Genomic DNA, 17,417 nt, shown 5'->3' on the forward strand with positions numbered 1-17,417 from the left:
CGCCGCCGACCGAGTAGTACGTCTTCTCGAGCACGAGGGCGCCCTCGTCGTCGTACGCGAGGACCGTCATGCCGTTGGCGTGGTACGGGAGCGCCCTCGGCGCCACCGGCCACGGCCACGGCACCCCGAAGGCCGTCCTGCTGGGCCTGGAGGGCCACTCGCCACGCACGGTGACACGGGTACAGCCAGCGCTCGGTGACGGGGATTTCCCGCACCGGCTCTGGCTGGAGAAAGATCATGAAGGCTCGGACCGTATGGGTGAACAAGCCGAGCCGCACAATCCCTTGATGTCCCATGCACTGCTCCGGCCAACCGGCATGCCCGTGGGGGCGACCATGCCGGTTGGCCGACGCCGCCGAATGTACTGACGCAGATTCTCAGTGCCTATACGGGCCCCGGCTCCTACGGATACGCAAAAAGGCTGGCCGGAACGCCGGGCTTCGACCACGTCGTGTTCGCCTCCAGCCTCGACTGTCTTACCCCGCTCCTCGAGCGCACCGCTGCGGACCGCGCGTAAGGTCGGCTTGGACGGCGGTGGCCTGGGCGAAGAGCTCCTCCTCCACCGCTTCTGCGTCCCGACATCGCCCGCCTGGCCGACTGGCGCGACGCTCCACCCTCGCGCCCGGGGCGATGGCGTTGAACTGCGTGCTGGGCCCGACGCTCTCACCCTCACCCGGCCGCGAGGCTGCCGACATGGTGCCGATTTCGGACGGGGCCTGGCCTTGGTCGACGCGTACGCCGTGGACCGATCCGTGGTGTGCACCGCGCGGGGCACACTGGTGCGTGCCGTGATCGCGCTGTGACGTAGCTCTGGACCGGCCTGCGAACGGGTTTCCTGGTCCCGGGAGACCCAACCTGGGCGTGCTGCACGCAACGGTGCGGGACCTGCCGGATGTCTGGGTGACCGGCAGGCCCCGCTGTAGGTCGGGCGGTGGATCAGAGCGGATCAGAAGGTGAGGCTCCAGGAGTCGATGTAGCCGGTGTCACCCGCGTAGGCGTCGGTGACGCGGAGCTTCCAGGTGCCGTTGGCGACCACGCCGGAGGCGTCGACCGTGTACGTGGTGATGACGTTGTCGGCGCTGTCGCTGGTGCTGGTGTTCTTGAGGACGGCGGAGCCGCCGTTCGGGGCGACGAGCTCGATCTTGAGGTCTCCGCGGTAGGTGTGCTTGATGTCCACGCCGACCTTCAGGGCGGACGGGGCGTTGCCGCTGATCCCGCTCACGGTGAGGGGCGAGGTGACCGCGGTGTTGTCCGGGATGTTCACATTCGCCGAGTTGGTGAACACGGTGCCGGTGGACGGCGCGGTGCCGCCGCCGAGGGTGGCGGTGGCGTCGGCGAGGCCCGCTCCGCAGCCGCCGGAGCAGGTCCCGGGCAGGGCACGGGCGTTGTTCTTGATGGCGGTTTCGATCTGGGCCGGCGTCATGGCCGGGTTGGCCTCGTTCATCAGCGCGGCGAGGCCTGCGATGTGCGGGGCGGCCATGCTGGTGCCCTGGTAGGCGGCGTAGGTCTCGCTGCCGACACTGCGGGTGCCGGTGTTCAGGGTGGACCAGATGCCGTTCGCGGAGCTGTCCGCCGTCTCGCCGCCGGGGGCGGCGATGTCGACGACGGTGCCGTAGTTGGAGTACGAGGCGCGGTTGCCCGCGCGGTCGGAGGCGGCGACGGTGATGACGTTGTTGCAGCTGGCCGGGTTGAAATCGGCCGCGTTCAGATTGTCGTTGCCCGCTGCCACGACCACCGTCGTGCCGCGGCTCACGGCGCCGTTGATGGCGCTCTGGGTGCCGGCGTCGCACGCACCGTCGCCGCCCAGGCTCATGTTGATGACGTCGGCGGGGTTGGGGTTGGCCGGAACGCCGGAGACGCTGCCGCCGGACGCCCAGATGATCGCGTCGATGATGTCGGCGGTCGTGCCGCCGCACTTGCCGAGCACACGGACCGGCTGGACGGTCGCGTTGTACGCGATGCCGGCGATGCCCTTGCCGTTGCCGGTGGTCGCGGCGATGGTGCCGGCGACATGGGTGCCGTGCCAGGAGTTGTTGGTGTCGCGCCGGGGTACGGGGAGCCCGAACTCGTCGGTGCCGCAGTCGCCCGTGTTCATCCAGTCGCCTGTGTCGGCGGCGTTGCTGTCGCGGCCGCCTCCGTCGTTCGCCATCCACGCGTCGGAGATGAAGTCGTACCCGGCGATCACGTTGGCGGTCAGGTCGGAGTGCGCGACGTACCCGGTGTCGATGACGGCCACCTTGACGCCCCGGCCGGTCGCCTTGTCCCAGGCGCCGGGGACGTTCATGCCGGCCGTGGTCTCGAAGAGGTCCCACTGGCGGTTGTACTCGGTGTCGTTGGGTGTCACGGCGGTGGCGTACATCCGCTTGTCCGGGACGGCGTAGGCGACGTCCGGGTCGGCGCGGAAGGCGGCGATGACGTCGGCGGCGTCCTTCTCTCCGAGCTTCGCGCCGAGGTCGACCAGGGCGGCTCCGGTGCCCAGGCGGCGGTCGAAGTCGAGCGACTCGCCGGTCTTCTGTCCCTTGGCGGTGGCGTCCCTGTCGGCGGCGGAGTTCGACGTGGCCTCCGCGGCCTGCGGCTTGTAGCCGACGATGAGGCGTTCCACCGGCTGCTCAGCGGTCGCGACCGGTGTGGCGGGTGCCGAAACGGCGGTGCCGGCCTGCGGCGCGGAGGCCCCGAGCGCCGTGACGGTGCCGGCGCCCAGCAGGGCCACCGAGGTCACGGCGACGAGGGATATGCGAAGCGGTCTGTACCCGTTCAAGGGATGGTTCCTCTCGTGGTCCCGCGAGCTGCCTGTCCGCCCATTACTGGACTGACCATGACAAGTCGCCCCCTGGGGCCAGGGCAGGGGCGTGGGGGGTCGGGGGTGGGGGTACCGGCCCGGCCGCACGGGCGGGGGCAACCCCCGCGCCCGTGCGGGCACCGGCACGGGGAAGGTGAAGGGGCGGCTCGTGCCGCCGACTTCATGCCCTCTTCGGCCAGTGGCTGGAACCTACGGTTGTGGGGGACCGCTGCCTATAGGGGTGCCCGGCCTCACGGATACCCGATTAACTCCCTCGGCCTCCCGGGCCGGCAGCACGACCGGCACCCCGACCCTGGCATGCCCGAAGACGGGGCCCTCTTCGGCGGCCGTGGCGCGTACGTGCGGGACGGGTGTGCGTACGGGAGCGGCTGTGCCGAGGCGTGGTCACATCCGGTTCGTCGGCCGCGGCGGTGGCGTTCAGGACGGCTGGTCGGCGACGGACGCCTCGGACGGTCCGGGGTCGCTCGCGGTGGGTGGCAGCCCGGTGAGGAAGGCGCGGATCTGTTCGGCCCCGGGGGCGGCGAGGGTGGCGTAGAGGTCGAGCGCCTGGCGGGCGAGGTCGGTGCGGCCGAGGTCGCGGTGGACGTGGGCCAGGCCGTCATGGCGCGGGCCTGCTCGGGGTGTAGCCGGACTCGCGGGCGAGGTCCGCGCGGAGCCGGGGCTGGTTCGCCAGGGTGCTGGTGGCGGGCGGTGCGGGGGAGTGGAGCCGGCCGGGGGCTTCGCGGAGGCGGTGGAGGGGTCGCGCGGTGGTCGCGGCCACGCGGGCGAGCAGGCTGGTGAGCGGGTCGAGCAGCCGGCGCAGTAGGAAGGTCTTCACTGCCCGTCCGGCCAACCGGGGCTGAGTCCGCGAATGCCCGCCGCAGCACGGCTTCTGATCCCGGTTCCTCCCCCCCGCACCGGTTCCGACGCCGCTTCTGTGAGACCGCCGCCCACGCGACATCGGAAATCTCCTGGCCCTCCCCCCGGACCGACGCCCCGACCGGTGAGTGCCGCACCCACCGTTGAGCGGATCCGTCGCGGACGCGGAAGGTCATGGATCCCGGGGGTCGCCGGGTGGGACTGGCCGGCTTTCGGAGGGCTCGGGCGGGGGCCCGGCGGGGGGACCCGGCGAGGGTTCGCCCGCCGCGAGGTGCTCCAGGACCTCCGCCAGTTCCTCGCAGGCGCGGCGCACCGAGCGGCGGGTCGCACGCTGCTCGGTGATGACGGAGGCGAGGAGCAGGGCGGTCAGGGCGGCGGAACCGTTGAACGTCTGGAGTTTGACCATGATCTCGACGTCCGACAGGCGCAAGAACGAGCCTTGGTCGGAGGTCGCCACGAAGGTGGCGAATACGGACGCGAAGAGGGCGCACAGCACGCTGCCGGCGAGCTGGAAGCGGAGCGCCGCCCAGACCAGCAAGGGGAAGACGAGGAAGAGCAGGCCCATCGGGCTGAGCACGGCCAAGGGGACGAGAACCAGGGTCGCAAGGCCCAGAAAGGCCGCCTCCTTCCAGCGTCGTACCCGGAACCGTCCGGCCTGCCCCGCGAGGACGAGCAGGAGCGGAGCGACGAGCAGAACCCCCATCGTGTCGCCCGCCCACCAGGCCAGCCACACGGCCCAGAACTCGCTCCCGTCCAGGGAGCCTGTCACCACCTGTAGTCCGACCCCCGCGGTCGCGCTGATCAGCATGGCGCTGAACCCCCCAAGGAAGATCAGTGAGAGTCCGTCCCGCAGCCGCGCCATGTCGAGCCGGAAGCCGACCCGTCCGAGCAGCAGGAAGGCGCAGAGCGGCGCGACGGTGTTGCTCACCACGGTGACCGTTGTGGTGGGCCCAGGGGTGGTGAGGGAGGCGATGACGAGGAAGGAGCCGAGGGCGATCCCGGGCCAGATCCGCGCGCCGAACAGCAGCAGGGCGGCGACGGCGACGCCGGTGGGCGGCCAGATGGGGGTGGCCACCACGCCTTCGACGACGAGGCGGCCCAGCAGGCCGAGCCGTCCGGCCGAGTAGTAGCAGACCGCCACGGCCAGCGAAATCAGCGCAGCCTCGGTAAAGGGCCGGAACTGCCGAATAACGAACACGCCAGCCATAAGACACCGGCCGGGCCGCCACGACCGGGCAAGAACCCCTGCGTGTCGGGCGCCGCCGTACGGCAGGAGTCCGGACCGGCTGGCGGAGTCCGGACCGGCCCGAGGTCTGGACCGACCCGCCCCGGGCCGACCCGGGGCGATCCCCCCTCAGCCTTCCACCGTCGACAGGGCGGGACCGCCGTCATGGCCGACGACCAGGACGGCCGCGTCGTCCTCGTGCCCCACCGTGGCCGCCAGCTTCATGACGGCGGTGGCGAGCGCGTCGACGTCCAGCCCGGCCACGGCGGTGATCCCGGCGAGCCTCGTCACCCGGTCCAGACCCTCGTCGACGTGGAGCGAGGGCCCCTCCACCACCCCGTCGGTCAGAAGGACGAAGACACCGTCGGCGGTGAGCCGGTGGCGCGTGGCCGGGTAGTCGACACCCCGGAGCACACCGAGCGGAGGCCCGCCCTCGCTGTCGTCGATGCCGGAGCGGCCGTCGCTGGTGGCCCAGATGTGGGGGATGTGACCGGCCCGGGCGCACTCCAGGGTGCCGGCAGCGGGGTCGAGCCGCAGGAAGGTGCAGGTGGCGAAGAGGTCGGCGCCCAGAGAGACCAGCAGGTCGTTGGTGCGACCGAGCAGCTCTCCCGGGTCTCCGCTGACGGAGGCCAGCGCGCGCAGTGCCACGCGGACCTGTCCCATGAAGGCGGCGGCCTCGATGTTGTGCCCCTGGACGTCACCGATGGACATGCCGATCCGCCCGCCGGGCAGGGAGAAGGCGTCGTACCAATCACCGCCGACGTTGAGCCCGTGGTTGGCGGGCTCGTAGCGGACGGCCAGCCGGGCGCCCGGAAAACTGGGCAGGTCCGAGGGCAGCATGCCGCGCTGCAGGGCCACGGCGAGCTCGACACGGGAACGCTGGGTCTCGGCCAACTCCCGAGCCTTGGCGGTCAGCGACCCGAGCCGGACCAGAAGGTCCTCGCTGTTGTCGGCCGGCCGTCTGCGGAACATCGATCACTCCGACGTCACGACGATCCTCGTATCACTCCGTCCCGTCCTCAGCACGCGGGACCCGGGGGACCACCTCGGTACGAACAGGTCCTTCCCCACTCTGCCCGCAGGGGACGACGCCCGCATCTCATCGACCCCGCACCCCGGCCCGAAGGCGCCGCCAGGAGGAGCGCCCGGGTCCGGGCGCCCCTCCTGGGCATCGCCCACCTCCGCCGGCGGTGAACCTGTCGCCCTGTCCCCGCAACCAGGTCACGGAAGGTGGCACCGGGAGGACCGCCGGTCACCGCCCCGGTGCGACGCCCTTCACCGCACGCGCGAAGGCGAGGGTGGTCGGGGAGGCATGGGAGCGGTGCCAGATCAGCCCCAGTGCGGAGGGGGGCAGGCCGTCGACCGGGACGAAGGCGAGGGAGCTGCGCCGTCCGTGGTAGTCGGCCGTGGAGCGGCACAGCAGCATCGCGCCCCGGTCCGCCGCCGCCAGGCTCAGGCCCTCCTGGAGGGTGTTGACGACCGGGCCCGCCGGGATCGGCCGCACTTCCGGGGTGTGGTCCGGGGCCTGCGCCAGGCGCCAGTACGCGGGCGCCGGACCGGGCGCCCCTCCCGCGCCCACGCCGATGAGCCGGCAGCCGGCCAGCTCCTCCGCCGACACCGACTCCCGGGCCGCGAACGGGTGCCGGACGGAGACGGCGAGGGTCTGCGGCTGCCGGGAGAAGACCGGCCCGAGCACCAGGTCCTCCTCCCGTACCGGCAGGAGTACCACCGCGCAGTCCACCTCCTGGCGGCGCACCGGCCCGAACGGGTCCGACAGCGGTATCTCCGTCAGCTCCAGGACGCACCCCGGGCACTCCTCCTCGAACACAGCCATCGCCTCGGCGAGGTGGTCGTCGACGGTGCCCTGGAAGCCGACCCGCAGCACCCCGCCCGCCTCCGCCCGGGCGGCGGCCCGCGCCTCGTCCAGGGTGGCGCGCAGCCCGTCGTACGCCGGCCGCAGGCTACCGGCGAACGACTCCCCGAGCGGGGTCAGCCGCACCCGGCGGCTGGTGCGCTCGACCAGCGGGGCGCCGATCCGCCCCTCCAGGGCGCGCAGCAGCTGGCTCACCCTGCTCTGAGAGACGTACAGCCGCTCGCCCGCCCTGCCGAAGTGCAGCTCCTCGGCGAGGACGAGGAACGCCTCCAACTCGCGGATCGCGATACCGCCCACGGAAGCCCGGCCTCCTCCACCTGATCGAGTAATCCCGCTCATGGAAGGATGAGGGATTGGCCGTTGTTCCCGAACGCCCCCGCGGGTTGGCTGGTCGTATGGCACAGACGGAGGAAATCGCAGGCAAGGCGCCCGGAGAGGGGCGGTCCGTACGACGCGGGGGCTGGCCCGCTGTCGCCGCAGTCGCCGGGGCGACGTTCACGGTGGTCACCTCAGAGATGCTGCCGGTGGGGCTGCTCACCCCCGTCGGCGGCGCGCTCCATGTGAGCGAGGGGACCGCCGGGCTCACCCTCACCATCACGGGGCTGGCCGGCGCGGTCTCCGCGCCACTGCTGACCCCGCTGCTCGGCAAGCTCGACCGCCGGGTGCTGCTGTGCTCCCTGATGGCGGTGCTCACGGTGGGCAACCTGCTCGCGGCGTGGGCCCCCAACTTCGGCGTGATGGTGGTCGCCCGCGTCCTCGTCGGCATCGGCATGGGCGTGGTCTGGGCGGTCGCCGCCGGTCTCGCCGTACGGCTCGTGTCCGGCACCGCCGTCGGCCCGGCCACCTCACTCATCTTCAGCGGGATCGCGGTGGCCTCGGTGCTGGGCGTCCCGGCCGGTACGTACATCGGCGAACTGGCCGACTGGCGAACGGCGTTCCTCGTCATCGCCGCTCTGGCCGCGGTCGTCCTGATCGCGCTCGCGGCCCTGCTGCCGCCGCTCCCGGCCGAGCAGGACATCCGGCTCGGTGGCGTGCTGAAGCTGTTCGGCAACCCGCGGGTGGCGACCGGGCTCGCCGTGGTGGCGTTCCTGGTCACCGGGCACTTCACCGCCTACACGTACGTACGGCCCGCGCTGGAGGAGATCTCCGGGGCCGGCCCCACGATGATCGGCGCCCTACTCCTCGTCTACGGCGTCGCCGGCGTCCTCGGGAACTTCGCGGCCGGCGCCGGGGCGGGCCGCTCCCCGCGCGGCACGCTCCTGGTGATCGCCGTCGTCCTGGCGGCCACGGTGGGGCTGCTGCCGCTGCTCGGCGGCTCGGTGCTGACGGCCGGCGTGATGCTCGCGGTGTGGGGCATCTCGTACGGCGGCGTGTCGGTGAGCACCCAGACCTGGCTGCTGGCCGCCGCGCCACAGGCCAGCGAGGCGGCGTCCTCGCTCTTCGTGGGTGTCTTCAACGGGGCGATCGCGCTGGGCGCCCTGGTCGGCGGTCTCACCGCGGACGGCGCCGGGATCGAGGCCGTGATGTGGCTGGGCGGCGTCCTGGCGCTCGCCGCCCTGCTGGTGGCCGCCCTGGGCCGGGCCCCGGAGAGCGGCCGCCTCGGCTAGACCGCCGGGCGGGGCCGCTCGGGCCTGTCGGGTCTGGGATGGTCCGCCCGGGCCGGGCCGCTCGGGCGCTTCCGGCCGGCGATGGTCCGCCGGACCAGGTCAACCCGGGCCTGTCGGCCCGCGCTGGACCGCCGGGCCCGGTCAACTCGGGCCCCGGGCGGCCCGGCCTCGGGAACCACTTGGGGACCGACCCGCCTTGACCGGGCGGACCATGACCAGGGTGGCCGGGGGCCGGGAAGTCGCTCCGCGAGACAACCGGCGTGCGCAACCTGGATCGCGGTGGCGCGGCATCGGAAGCGGTTGTCCCGGTGATCGGTGAGGCCTTCGCCGACGTGGCCCGCCATGCGCGCGCCCGGCGGGTTCCGGGCGCCATGGCCCTCCTCGGGCCCGTGCACCTGGCACCGCGCCCGCTGAGACACACGACCGCCACTCCGACCGCGTCGTCCTCGACGAGGACGCGCCGGCCGCCGGAGCCGCTCTCCGCACGGCCGCGGCCCTCACGGCCGGGCTTCACCCACCCGGCTGACCCGGAGCGCCTCCGCGCTGTCGGGGGCGGGGCTCCGGGCCGGCCGGAGCCCCGCCCCCCAGGGTCAGCCGGTGGGGAAGGTGTCGGTGGTGCTGATCCGGCTCTTGATCAGTGCGCCCGACTCCGTCAGCACGCCGCTGCTGCTGTAATCGGTGCCGTTGCAGGTGCCGGGGCGCAGTGCCGCGCTGGACTCGGGCGCGTCGGAGTAGGTCCAGTTCGCGTACCCGATCTTCAGCTGGTCGAGCAGGTCCAGCCAGGCCGTGGTGCTCGCCCGGTCCAGCGTTCCGCCGCCCGTGGCGCTCACCGTCCCGAACTCCGTCACGAACAGCGCCAGCTGGGAGGCCGCCCGGCTCACCGTGGCGCGGTAGTTGTCCTTGTGGCTCGCGGCGTAGAAGTGGAACGCGTACATGATGTTGGTGGCGTTGACGGGGTTGTTGACGATCTCGCTCTCGTTGGAGCCGTCCGAGACGCCCAGCGAGGACCAGCCGCGGGTGCCGACGATGACGACGGCGTCCGGGTCGGCGGCCCGGATCACCGGGATGACCTGCTCGGCGTAGTTCTTGACGGCCGCCCAGCTCACGCCGTTCGGCTCGTTGGCGATCTCGTAGATCACGTTCTTCTTGGCGGCGTTGCGGGCCGCGACGGACGCGAAGAACGTCTTCGCGCGGTCGAGGTTGTAGTTCGGGTCGCCCGGTGTCAGGGTGTGGAAGTCGATGATCGCGTACATGCCCCGCGCCCCGGCCATGTCGACGAGGCTGTTCACGCGGCTGGTGAAGCCGGCCGGGTCGGTCTCGTAGCCGCTCTCCTGGACGTACATGGCGATGCGCAGCAGGTCCGACTTCCAGTCCTTCGCGAGCGCGTCGAGGGACGCGGTGTTGTAGCACTTGCTGAACCACTGGATGCCGTGCGTGCTCATGCCCCGCAGCTGGACGGGGCGGTTGTACTGGTTGCACAGCTTCACGCCGCAGACGCGGAGCTGGCCGTTGACGTCCACGGGGGTGCCGGTGCCCGGGCCCGGCGTCGGCTCCCCGCCGCCCGGCGGGGTCTCCTCGACGCTCCCCGTGCAGGCGACGCCGTTGAGGGTGAACGCCGTCGGCTTCGGGTTGGCGCCCGTGAAGGAGCCCACGAATCCCAGGTCGGTCGACGCGCCGGTGCCCAGCGCGCGGTTCCAGTCGACGGGGGTGGCGGTGACCGTCGAACCGGACTGCGCCCAGGTGGAGTTCCAGCCCTGGACGACCTTCTGTCCGGCGTCGGGCATGGTGAACTTCAGGGTCCACCCGCTGACCGGCTCACCCAGGTTGGTGATCTTCACCGCGCCCTGGAAGCCGCCCTGCCACTGGCTGGTGACGGTGTAGTCGACCTTGCAGCCGACGGCGGCCGCCGCCGGCGGGTTCGACAGGGCCGTGAGCCCGAGGGCCGTCGCGCCGGTCGCGATCAAGGCCAGGAGGCGTTTCACCGTGTTCCTCCTCGTACGGGTCGGAAGGAGCCGTCGGGAGCGCTCCCGTGGGCCGCCGGTGTGCCCTGGTCGGCCACGAAGGAGGCCATCCAGGTCAGGGCGGAGTTCCAGTTGATGGTGAGCTCGTTGGTCGACCAGGACTGGATGTCGTCGATGAAGCAGAACTGCCCGGTGCAGCCCCGCAGTTTGCTCTGGGCGAGCGGGTCCTGGATGCTCGAGTTCGGCCCGCCGGAGAGCGAGCCGGCGGGCGGCTTGGGCAGTTTCGGGTCGAGCTGCCGGGCGTACCAGCGGCTGTGCTGGTTCTGCGCGCTGACCTCGCCGTAGTCCGTGACGTACGAGACGTTCAGGGCGTTGCGCCCCAGGATGTAGTCCATGCTCTGGACGGCCCCGTCGCGGTACTTCGCGCCGCCCGTGATGTCGTAGGCGGTGGCCAGGACGACGGCGTTGTTGAGCATCTGGTGGGTGGATCCCCAGTCGTACCTGTGACCCTCCGGGGCGTACGGCATGCCGTACGGGTGGGCCTTCAGGGTGGCCAGGTAGCGGTCGGCCCCTTCCCGTACGGACCGGCGGACCTGGTCGCGGCCGGGCAGCCGGTTCGGGACGGTGGCCAGGTCGAGGCGGGCGGGGACGGCCGTACGCGCCCAGTCGAAGCTGATCGGTCCGAAGACGTCTGCGGTGTGGACCGGGGAGTTCAGGATGTGGTCCCGGAACTCCCGGCCGCCCGTGGTCAGATACAGCTCGGTGGCCGCCCAGTAGAACTCGTCGCTGACGTCACGGTCGGCGTACGTGCCGCCGCCGATGCCGTCGCTCTCGGAGGCCAGCACGTCGGGGTGGGCGAGGGCCGCGGCCCACGCCTTGCGGGCGGCGGCGAGCGCGGTGGCGGCGAACCGGGCGTCGTACGCCCTGTAGAGGCGGGCCGCCTGGGCGGCGGTCGCCGCGAGGTTCAGGGTGGCCGCGGTGGTCGGCGGGTGCAGTTCGCGCTTCTGCGGGTCGTCGGAGGGCAGCAGGGGCAGGCCGGTCCACTGCTCGTCGTGGATCTTGTGGTGGACCATGCCGGCGAGCGGCTCGCCGTCCGGCACCTGCATCTTCAGCAGGAACTCCAGCTCCCAGCGAGCCTCGTCCAGGATGTCGGGGACCTTGTTGCCGCTCTCCGGAATGTTCAGGGTCCCGTCGCCCAGCTTCTCGGCGTGTCCGGTGCGGGCGATGCGGGCGCGCTCGTAGGTGCTGAGGAGCTGCCAGACGGAGATGCCGCCGTTGACGACGTACTTGCCGTGGTCGCCGGCGTCGTACCAGCCGCCGGTGACGTCGAGCGCGTAGTCGCACACGCCCGGCTGGCACGGCACGTTGCCGTCTCCCTGGTTCGGGGCGACGTCGATGTGCCCCGCCTCGCGGCCGTATCCGGGCCGCAGGTCGTCGCGGATCCCGGTCCCGCTGCGCTGGGTGTAGTAGAACTTCGCGGCGTCCAGGCGGAGCTTCTCGTACGCGGCGGTGCCGATGTCGAAGGGCCGGCTGGTCTCGCCGTCGGCGACCAGGGTGAGGCCCGACCCGGCCGCGCGGTGGCCGCCGAAGTCGATCGTGTGGACGTTCTGTCCGGAGGAGGGGTCCACCCCGCGCGGCACGGTGCGGCCGCTCGCGACGACAGCGCCGGACGGTTTCTTCAACTGCCAGGGCAGCGGCTCGGTCGCCTCGGTGACGAGCGTGGCGTTCTTGGGGCCGGCCGGCAGGTAGGCGACCTGGTTGACCCGGACCCGGGGACCGGTGTCGGGCTTGTACTCCTCCGGTGGCACCCCGCCGAGCAGGGACACGTCGTCGAGGCAGAAGCGCCAGGGTGAGGCGCCACCGCCGAGCTGGAAGGCGACCTGGCCCTGCGGTGTGTCGACGGGTGAGGTGAACGTGTAGGTGTACGTGTTGCCGGAGACGCTCAGCTGCGGGGTGACCTCGTGGTACGCGTCGTACGGCGCCACTTGGAGCCCCACGACGGCGCGGACGGAGTTGCCCTCGGGGGAGCCGGTCGCGCTGAAGCGGAACCGGTACGACTCTCCCTTGGCGAGCGTGAGGTCGTTCTGGCCGACGGCGGCGTCCCAGCGGTTCGCCGTGCCCCCGGGCACGTCGGCGCAGAGTCTGCCGTCGGCCGGTCCGACGGTGACGTTGCTCGTCCACCACGAGTCGGTGCCGGTGTCGAAGGTGCCGTTCCTGACCCGCTCGACCTCGTCCGCTCCCGCGGGGCCGGCCGGGACCGCGGTGAGCCCCGCCGCGAGCAGGGCTGTCAGGGACAGCAGGGCGGTTCTGCGTTTGTTCACGTGTCGGCTCCTCACAGGCGACAGGGAGAAACCCGCGAATGGGAGCGCTCCCATCGGGCGGGGTCATACTTGTGGCCGGTGCACCGGGCCGTCAACGCCCCGGACAGGACCGGTTGCACGAGAACACGCCGACGACTCCTCGCCCCCGGCAGGCACTTGGGGTCCAGTCCACCCGTCGCGCCGTGCGGCGGGCCGTCGGCGAACTGGGCCATGTGCCCGACCTCGCGGCGCGTTCACTGGCCGGGTGATCCGCCGGCGCTGTCGCCCGGTGGTGACGAAGACGGACCGGCGACTGTTCGGAGAGCCGTTCCTCTCGGAGGTCGTACGGGCGGTCGGGCTCATGGGGCGCGGATCGGCTCGGCCGCTCGCGCGGCCGGGACCTTCGACGCGCTCGACGTCGAGATGGGTTGTCAGCGGTCCGTGACTCTCCTACAGTCCCCTCCGAAGTCGCGAATGGGAGCGCTCCCAAATCCGAGCCCGGGGCCCCCGAGCCCGCGCCCCGGACCCCAGAGCCCGCGCCCGGGATCCCCAGACCCACGCTCGGGGCACCCACGACCGGCGAGCGCAAGGAGGAAGCAAGAGCCCGAACCACCCCCACACAGGTACAGGAGACATCCATGGTTCGACGCAAGAAACGACTGCTCTCGCTGGCGGCGGTCTTCACGACCCTGCTCGGCGGAATCGGTCTGGCCCTGCTGGGGCAAGGCAGCGCCCAGGCCCATGGCGTCACGATGATGCCCGGATCGCGCACCTACCTCTGTTACCTCGACGCCAAGACCAGCACCGGCGCGATGGATCCGACCAACCCGGCCTGCCGGGCCGCGTTCGACGAGAGCGGTGCCTCGTCGCTCTACAACTGGTTCGCCGTACTCGACTCCAACGCGGGCGGACGCGGCCCCGGTTACGTACCGGACGGAAAGCTGTGCAGCGCCGGTGACCGGTCGCCGTACAACTTCACCGGATACAACGCCGCCCGCGCGGACTGGCCCCGGACACACCTGACATCCGGGAAGACGATCCAGGTCAAGCACAGCAACTGGGCCGCGCACCCGGGCTCCTTCCGCGTCTACCTCTCCAAGCCGGGATACTCACCGACAACGGAACTGGGCTGGGACGACCTGGAGTTGATCCAGACCGTCACCAACCCGCCGCAGACGGGCTCTCCCGGCACGGACGGCGGACACTACTACTGGAACCTGAACCTGCCGTCGGGCCGCTCGGGCGACGCGGTGATGTTCATCCAGTGGGTGCGCTCGGACAGCCAGGAGAACTTCTTCTCCTGCTCCGACATCGTCTTCGACGGCGGAAACGGCGAAGTCACCGGCATCCGCGGCTCGGGCGGCACGCCGACCCCGACCCCGACTCCCACCCCGACTCCGACACCCACCCCGACCGCCACGTCGGCCCCGACCCCCACTCCGACCCCGACCCCGACCGATCCGCACACCGGGTGCATGGCCGTCTACCACGTGACCAACGCCTGGAACGGTGGCTTCCAGGGCTCCGTCGAGGTGATGAACCACACCACGACGGCACGTGACGGCTGGGCCGTGCGGTGGAAGCCCGGCGCGGGCACGAAGGTCACCAGTGTCTGGAACGGGGCTCTGACCACCGGATCCGACGGCACGCTCACCGTCGCGAACCTCGACTACAACCGGATCGTCCCGCCGGACGGCAGTGTCACCTTCGGCTTCACGGCGACCTCGACCGGCAACGACTTCCCGGTCGGCTCCATCGGCTGCGTCACCCCGTAGCCGCCGCCGCGTGAGAGAGCGCCGCTTCCCACCCCGCGCGGGAGGCGGCGCTGCTCCGCGCGGTGGCCGGGCATGCCGGGGCCCGTGCCGGTCGACGCATCGTCCGGCCTGTCCTCGACGGCCACTCGGCCCGTACTCGCCGAGCTGACCGCACACATCCGGCTCACCCACGGGCTTCCCGTGCGCTTCGGCTCCGCGGCGGGGCCGAGATCGCGCGGCGGGTGCGCGAGGGAGCCGAGTCCGACGTGCTGGCCGGCCGAAGGCGCGCCGGCCGCGGAGGGGTGCGTCCTCGGCGAAACGGTACGCCCGCTCTGGGTCTCCCGGCTCGTCGCTGCCGTGCCGGAGGGAACACCGGCACCCGCACTGCGCTCTGCATCCGACCTGCGAGCCGCGCGGTCGTCCGCGCGGAAGATCGCCTGCTCCACCGGCCCCAGCGGCACGGCCCTCGTCCTCCGGCCGGCCGGGCCTCGCCCGCGAAGGCCTCGACCTCCTCGGTTCCGACACGGCATCGGGGACCGCCCGCGCCAGGTGCATGCGGGCGGTCGGGAACCGGACCTGGACCGCCGGGTGGCTCACAGGAATGGGCCGCCCCGTGGCCGGCGGTCCGGCGCTCGGCGAGCGCGACCGCCCGCACGGTGCGGGCGCCGAGGGCGACGACGGTCCCTGTCGGGCGATGAAGAGGGCGGCCGGCCCGGGCGAGCACAGCGGGCCACCCTCACTCCTCCGCGCCGGCCCTCACGCCCCCTCGTCCTCGCCGTCCGTTCCCGCGGGCCGGGGGAGGGGGATGCGGGTCTGCCCCTCGATCGGCGCCGGGGTGCGCTCGCCGAGCCGGTCCTCCAACTGCCGGAGTTTCGTCCGGGTCTCCTCGGGCGTCATGTTCCCCTCCGTCACCGCTGTCGCCGACCGGGTTCCGACGGACGGCCGTGCCCCGGCGCCGCCGTCGATGCCGATGCCGATGCCGATGTCCCGGTCCGGGTGTACTCGCCGGTGGATCCGGTGATGCGGTGCGGCGGAACTCCGGCGGTCGTGGCCCGCACCGGCGGGGTGTCCCGTTCGTTCGCGCGGCCGTGGACGGAAGCGCCCGGCGGGCTTGCCGGACCGTCCACGAGGAACGGGTGGGCGTCGTGGGTCATGCTCGTCTCCTTCGCGGACGCGGCGGTCGTGTGCTGTCCTCACCTACCCCCTCCGGCGCGAACCACCACGGCTCCGGTCACCCCACCCCCGCGCGCCGACGCCTCCCACGCCACCGTCCCGCCCGCCACCGGCCGATCGCGTGCGCCCCGCTCCCTCATGCCGCGACGACGCCCGGCCCTCCTCCCGCGAAGCCGTCCGCGGGACGGGGGATGTACGGCGGCCGAGCGGGCACACGTGCACAGGTGCTCGCACCCGCGCGGCCGGCCATGCCAACGGCGGCGCACCCGTGGGCGGGCGGACGACGGCAGGTGACAACACGACGCAGGGAGCGCAGTGATGAAAGTCCGCTCGTGGCCGATTCGACCGGACCTCCGGCTCACCGCCCACACGGTGGCCGGCCGCTACCGGCTCGACGACCTGCTGGGTCGCGGCGGCGCCGCCGACGTGTACGAGGGAGTGGACCTGCGCCTGCGGCGGCCGGTCGCCGTGAAGGTCTTCCGTCCGGACGGTGCCGCCGGCACGGAGGAGCGGTTCGACGGCGAGGGCCGGCTGCTGGCCCAGTTGCAGCACCCCGGCCTGATCACCGTGTACGACTGTGGCCGGGACGACGGAACGCCCTACCTGGTGATGGAGCTGGTCAGGGGTGCGACGCTGCGCCGGCGGATCGCCACGGCCCCCCTGGCGCCCGCCGAGGCGTGCCGGATCGGAGCCGCGCTGGCCTCGGCACTGGCCCATGTGCACGAGGCCGGAGTCGTCCACCGCGACGTCAAGCCCGCCAACATCCTGCTGGACGAGGAAGGCGCTCCCCGCCTGACGGACTTCGGCATCTCCCGGCTGCTCGACACCACGGCCCAGACCGTGACGGGCGCCCTGGTGGGCACCGCCGCCTACATGGCCCCGGAGCAGGTGCTGGGGCGGGGTGCCGGGCCGGCGGCGGATATCTACAGCCTGGGACTGGTGCTCATCGAGTCGATCAAGGGGGAACTGGAGTACGGCGGGGCGCCGCTGGAGGCCGCGGTCGCCCGGCTGCACCGGCCCCCGGTCGTTCCGCGGGACATACCGGCGGCGGTCGCCGAACTGCTGGAAGCCATGACCGACGCGGACGAGGGCCGCCGGCCCGACGCCCGGGCCTGTGCGCGTGCCCTGGCCGCCCTGGCAGCGGAGGATCTCGCGGGAGCGGCCGACGCCCCCGCGGGATCCTCGCCGCTCGCGGCTCCGACCACGAGCGGCGAGGACGGCGCCGGCGAGCGGAATCCGGACACGCTGAGGTCGCACGGGGCGGGCGCGGCGGTAGGGGCCGCCGAGGCCGTCCCGGCAGAGGGCGGACCGGTGTCCGCACGATCCTCCTCCGGCCGGCCCGCCGCGCGCGGCGCCGGCCGGAACCTGCTGACCGCCGGCGCGGCGCTGACCGTCCTGGGCGTCGGACTGGCCGGCTCGGTGGGCGGGCCGTCCGCCGAGGCGGAGAACGCCGCGTCCGTTCCGCCCCGGCCCGCCGCGACCGCTCCCTCGCGCCCCGCCGCGACCGAGCCGGCCTCCCCGACCGCCTCGCCCACTCCACCCGCCCAAACCACCGCCGTCTCCGTGTCCGCGCCGCGCTCCGCCTCCCCCACGGGGGAGCGGCGGGCCGCCCGCTCCGAGGGCGCGGCGGTCGACAGCGGGACGCCGTCGGCTCCTGGCGTCTCGGAGCGGCCGCGCGGCCGTGGCCGTGCGGCCGGGCCGGCCCCCCGGAAGGGCGAGGCGCGGCAGGAGAAGCCGAAGCATGCCAAGGGCAGGCACGCGCGGTGACACCACCGCCGCGTCTCCCGGCGTTCACGCCGCCCGACGGGGTACCCGACGGTCGACCCGCCGACCGCCCCGCCGGGGCGGTGGCGGCCGGGTGGCGGC

At 72.8% G+C, this 17,417-nt stretch carries 10 protein-coding genes and 4 pseudogenes; 5 read left to right on the forward strand and 9 right to left on the reverse strand.

Annotation, left to right across the window (positions count from 1 at the left end; all coding sequences use genetic code 11):
• A pseudogene (locus ABTY40_RS16530) lies at positions 1-97 on the reverse strand (serine dehydratase beta chain); the annotation flags it as partial.
• Between ABTY40_RS16530 and ABTY40_RS16535 the strand changes: the two are divergent.
• Positions 93-173 (forward strand): annotated as a pseudogene (locus ABTY40_RS16535) (serine dehydratase beta chain); the annotation flags it as partial. The pseudogenes ABTY40_RS16530 and ABTY40_RS16535 overlap by 5 nt on opposite strands.
• Before the next feature lie 773 nt (positions 174-946).
• Here ABTY40_RS16535 and ABTY40_RS16540 read toward each other — a convergent pair.
• The 5 genes from ABTY40_RS16540 to ABTY40_RS16560 form a co-directional block, all read right to left on the reverse strand.
• The gene (locus ABTY40_RS16540; protein WP_352060141.1) at positions 947-2,758 is read right to left on the reverse strand and encodes a S8 family serine peptidase; all 1,812 of its coding nucleotides are present in this window, start codon (positions 2,756-2,758) and stop codon (positions 947-949) included.
• A 640-nt stretch (positions 2,759-3,398) separates the two neighbouring features.
• The gene (locus ABTY40_RS16545; RefSeq protein ID WP_352060142.1) at positions 3,399-3,617 is read right to left on the reverse strand and encodes a hypothetical protein; all 219 of its coding nucleotides are present in this window, start codon (positions 3,615-3,617) and stop codon (positions 3,399-3,401) included.
• A 213-nt stretch (positions 3,618-3,830) separates the two neighbouring features.
• Positions 3,831-4,865: an MASE1 domain-containing protein gene (locus tag ABTY40_RS16550; protein ID WP_502990596.1), complete on the reverse strand. Its 1,035-nt coding sequence runs from the start codon at positions 4,863-4,865 to the stop codon at positions 3,831-3,833.
• Positions 4,866-5,012: 147 nt separating this feature from the next.
• The gene (locus ABTY40_RS16555) at positions 5,013-5,855 is read right to left on the reverse strand and encodes a PP2C family protein-serine/threonine phosphatase (protein WP_352060144.1); all 843 of its coding nucleotides are present in this window, start codon (positions 5,853-5,855) and stop codon (positions 5,013-5,015) included.
• 280 nt (positions 5,856-6,135) lie between these two features.
• Positions 6,136-7,053 carry a LysR family transcriptional regulator gene (locus ABTY40_RS16560; RefSeq protein ID WP_502990597.1) on the reverse strand — a complete coding sequence of 306 codons (918 nt, stop codon included), beginning with the start codon at positions 7,051-7,053 and terminating at the stop codon, positions 6,136-6,138.
• Positions 7,054-7,151: 98 nt separating this feature from the next.
• Here ABTY40_RS16560 and ABTY40_RS16565 point away from each other — a divergent pair, with 98 nt between their 5' ends.
• Entirely contained in the window at positions 7,152-8,363 is a 1,212-nt protein-coding gene (locus ABTY40_RS16565; RefSeq protein ID WP_352060146.1) for an MFS transporter, read from the forward strand.
• Between the two features lie 590 nt (positions 8,364-8,953).
• On the opposite strand, the gene ABTY40_RS16570 is transcribed toward ABTY40_RS16565, so the two are convergent.
• Both ABTY40_RS16570 and ABTY40_RS16575 read right to left on the reverse strand, forming a co-directional pair.
• Entirely contained in the window at positions 8,954-10,345 is a 1,392-nt protein-coding gene (locus ABTY40_RS16570) for a cellulase family glycosylhydrolase (RefSeq protein ID WP_352060147.1), read from the reverse strand.
• Positions 10,346-10,407: 62 nt separating this feature from the next.
• A pseudogene (locus ABTY40_RS16575) lies at positions 10,408-12,645 on the reverse strand (glycoside hydrolase family 9 protein); the annotation flags it as partial.
• A gap of 38 nt (positions 12,646-12,683) precedes the next feature.
• Between ABTY40_RS16575 and ABTY40_RS16580 the strand changes: the two are divergent.
• Positions 12,684-12,982 (forward strand): annotated as a pseudogene (locus ABTY40_RS16580) (hypothetical protein); the annotation flags it as partial.
• Positions 12,983-13,262: 280 nt separating this feature from the next.
• Positions 13,263-14,399 (forward strand): lytic polysaccharide monooxygenase, encoded by a 1,137-nt coding sequence (locus tag ABTY40_RS16585; protein ID WP_352060148.1) that lies wholly within the window; start codon positions 13,263-13,265, stop codon positions 14,397-14,399.
• A gap of 735 nt (positions 14,400-15,134) precedes the next feature.
• On the opposite strand, the gene ABTY40_RS16590 is transcribed toward ABTY40_RS16585, so the two are convergent.
• Positions 15,135-15,275 (reverse strand): hypothetical protein, encoded by a 141-nt coding sequence (locus ABTY40_RS16590; protein WP_352060149.1) that lies wholly within the window; start codon positions 15,273-15,275, stop codon positions 15,135-15,137.
• Between the two features lie 594 nt (positions 15,276-15,869).
• Between ABTY40_RS16590 and ABTY40_RS16595 the strand changes: the two genes are divergently transcribed.
• Positions 15,870-17,318 (forward strand): serine/threonine-protein kinase, encoded by a 1,449-nt coding sequence (locus ABTY40_RS16595; protein ID WP_352060150.1) that lies wholly within the window; start codon positions 15,870-15,872, stop codon positions 17,316-17,318.
• The last annotated feature ends 99 nt before the right edge of the window (positions 17,319-17,417 follow it).

This window comes from Streptomyces sp. NPDC126503 (assembly GCF_040302405.1).
Lineage (GTDB): Bacteria > Actinomycetota > Actinomycetes > Streptomycetales > Streptomycetaceae > Streptomyces > Streptomyces gulbargensis.

What these genes read in the sequence shown, in the direction of transcription:
- ABTY40_RS16555 (WP_352060144.1), bottom strand. Translation starts at nt 5,855, where the DNA reads ATGTTCCGCAGACGGCCGGCCGACAACAGCGAGGACCTTCTGGTCCGG.
- ABTY40_RS16565 (WP_352060146.1), top strand. Translation starts at nt 7,152, where the DNA reads ATGGCACAGACGGAGGAAATCGCAGGCAAGGCGCCCGGAGAGGGGCGG.
- ABTY40_RS16595 (WP_352060150.1), top strand. Translation starts at nt 15,870, where the DNA reads ATGAAAGTCCGCTCGTGGCCGATTCGACCGGACCTCCGGCTCACCGCC.
- ABTY40_RS16585 (WP_352060148.1), top strand. Translation starts at nt 13,263, where the DNA reads ATGGTTCGACGCAAGAAACGACTGCTCTCGCTGGCGGCGGTCTTCACG.
- ABTY40_RS16550 (WP_502990596.1), bottom strand. Translation starts at nt 4,865, where the DNA reads ATGGCTGGCGTGTTCGTTATTCGGCAGTTCCGGCCCTTTACCGAGGCT.
- ABTY40_RS16590 (WP_352060149.1), bottom strand. Translation starts at nt 15,275, where the DNA reads ATGACGCCCGAGGAGACCCGGACGAAACTCCGGCAGTTGGAGGACCGG.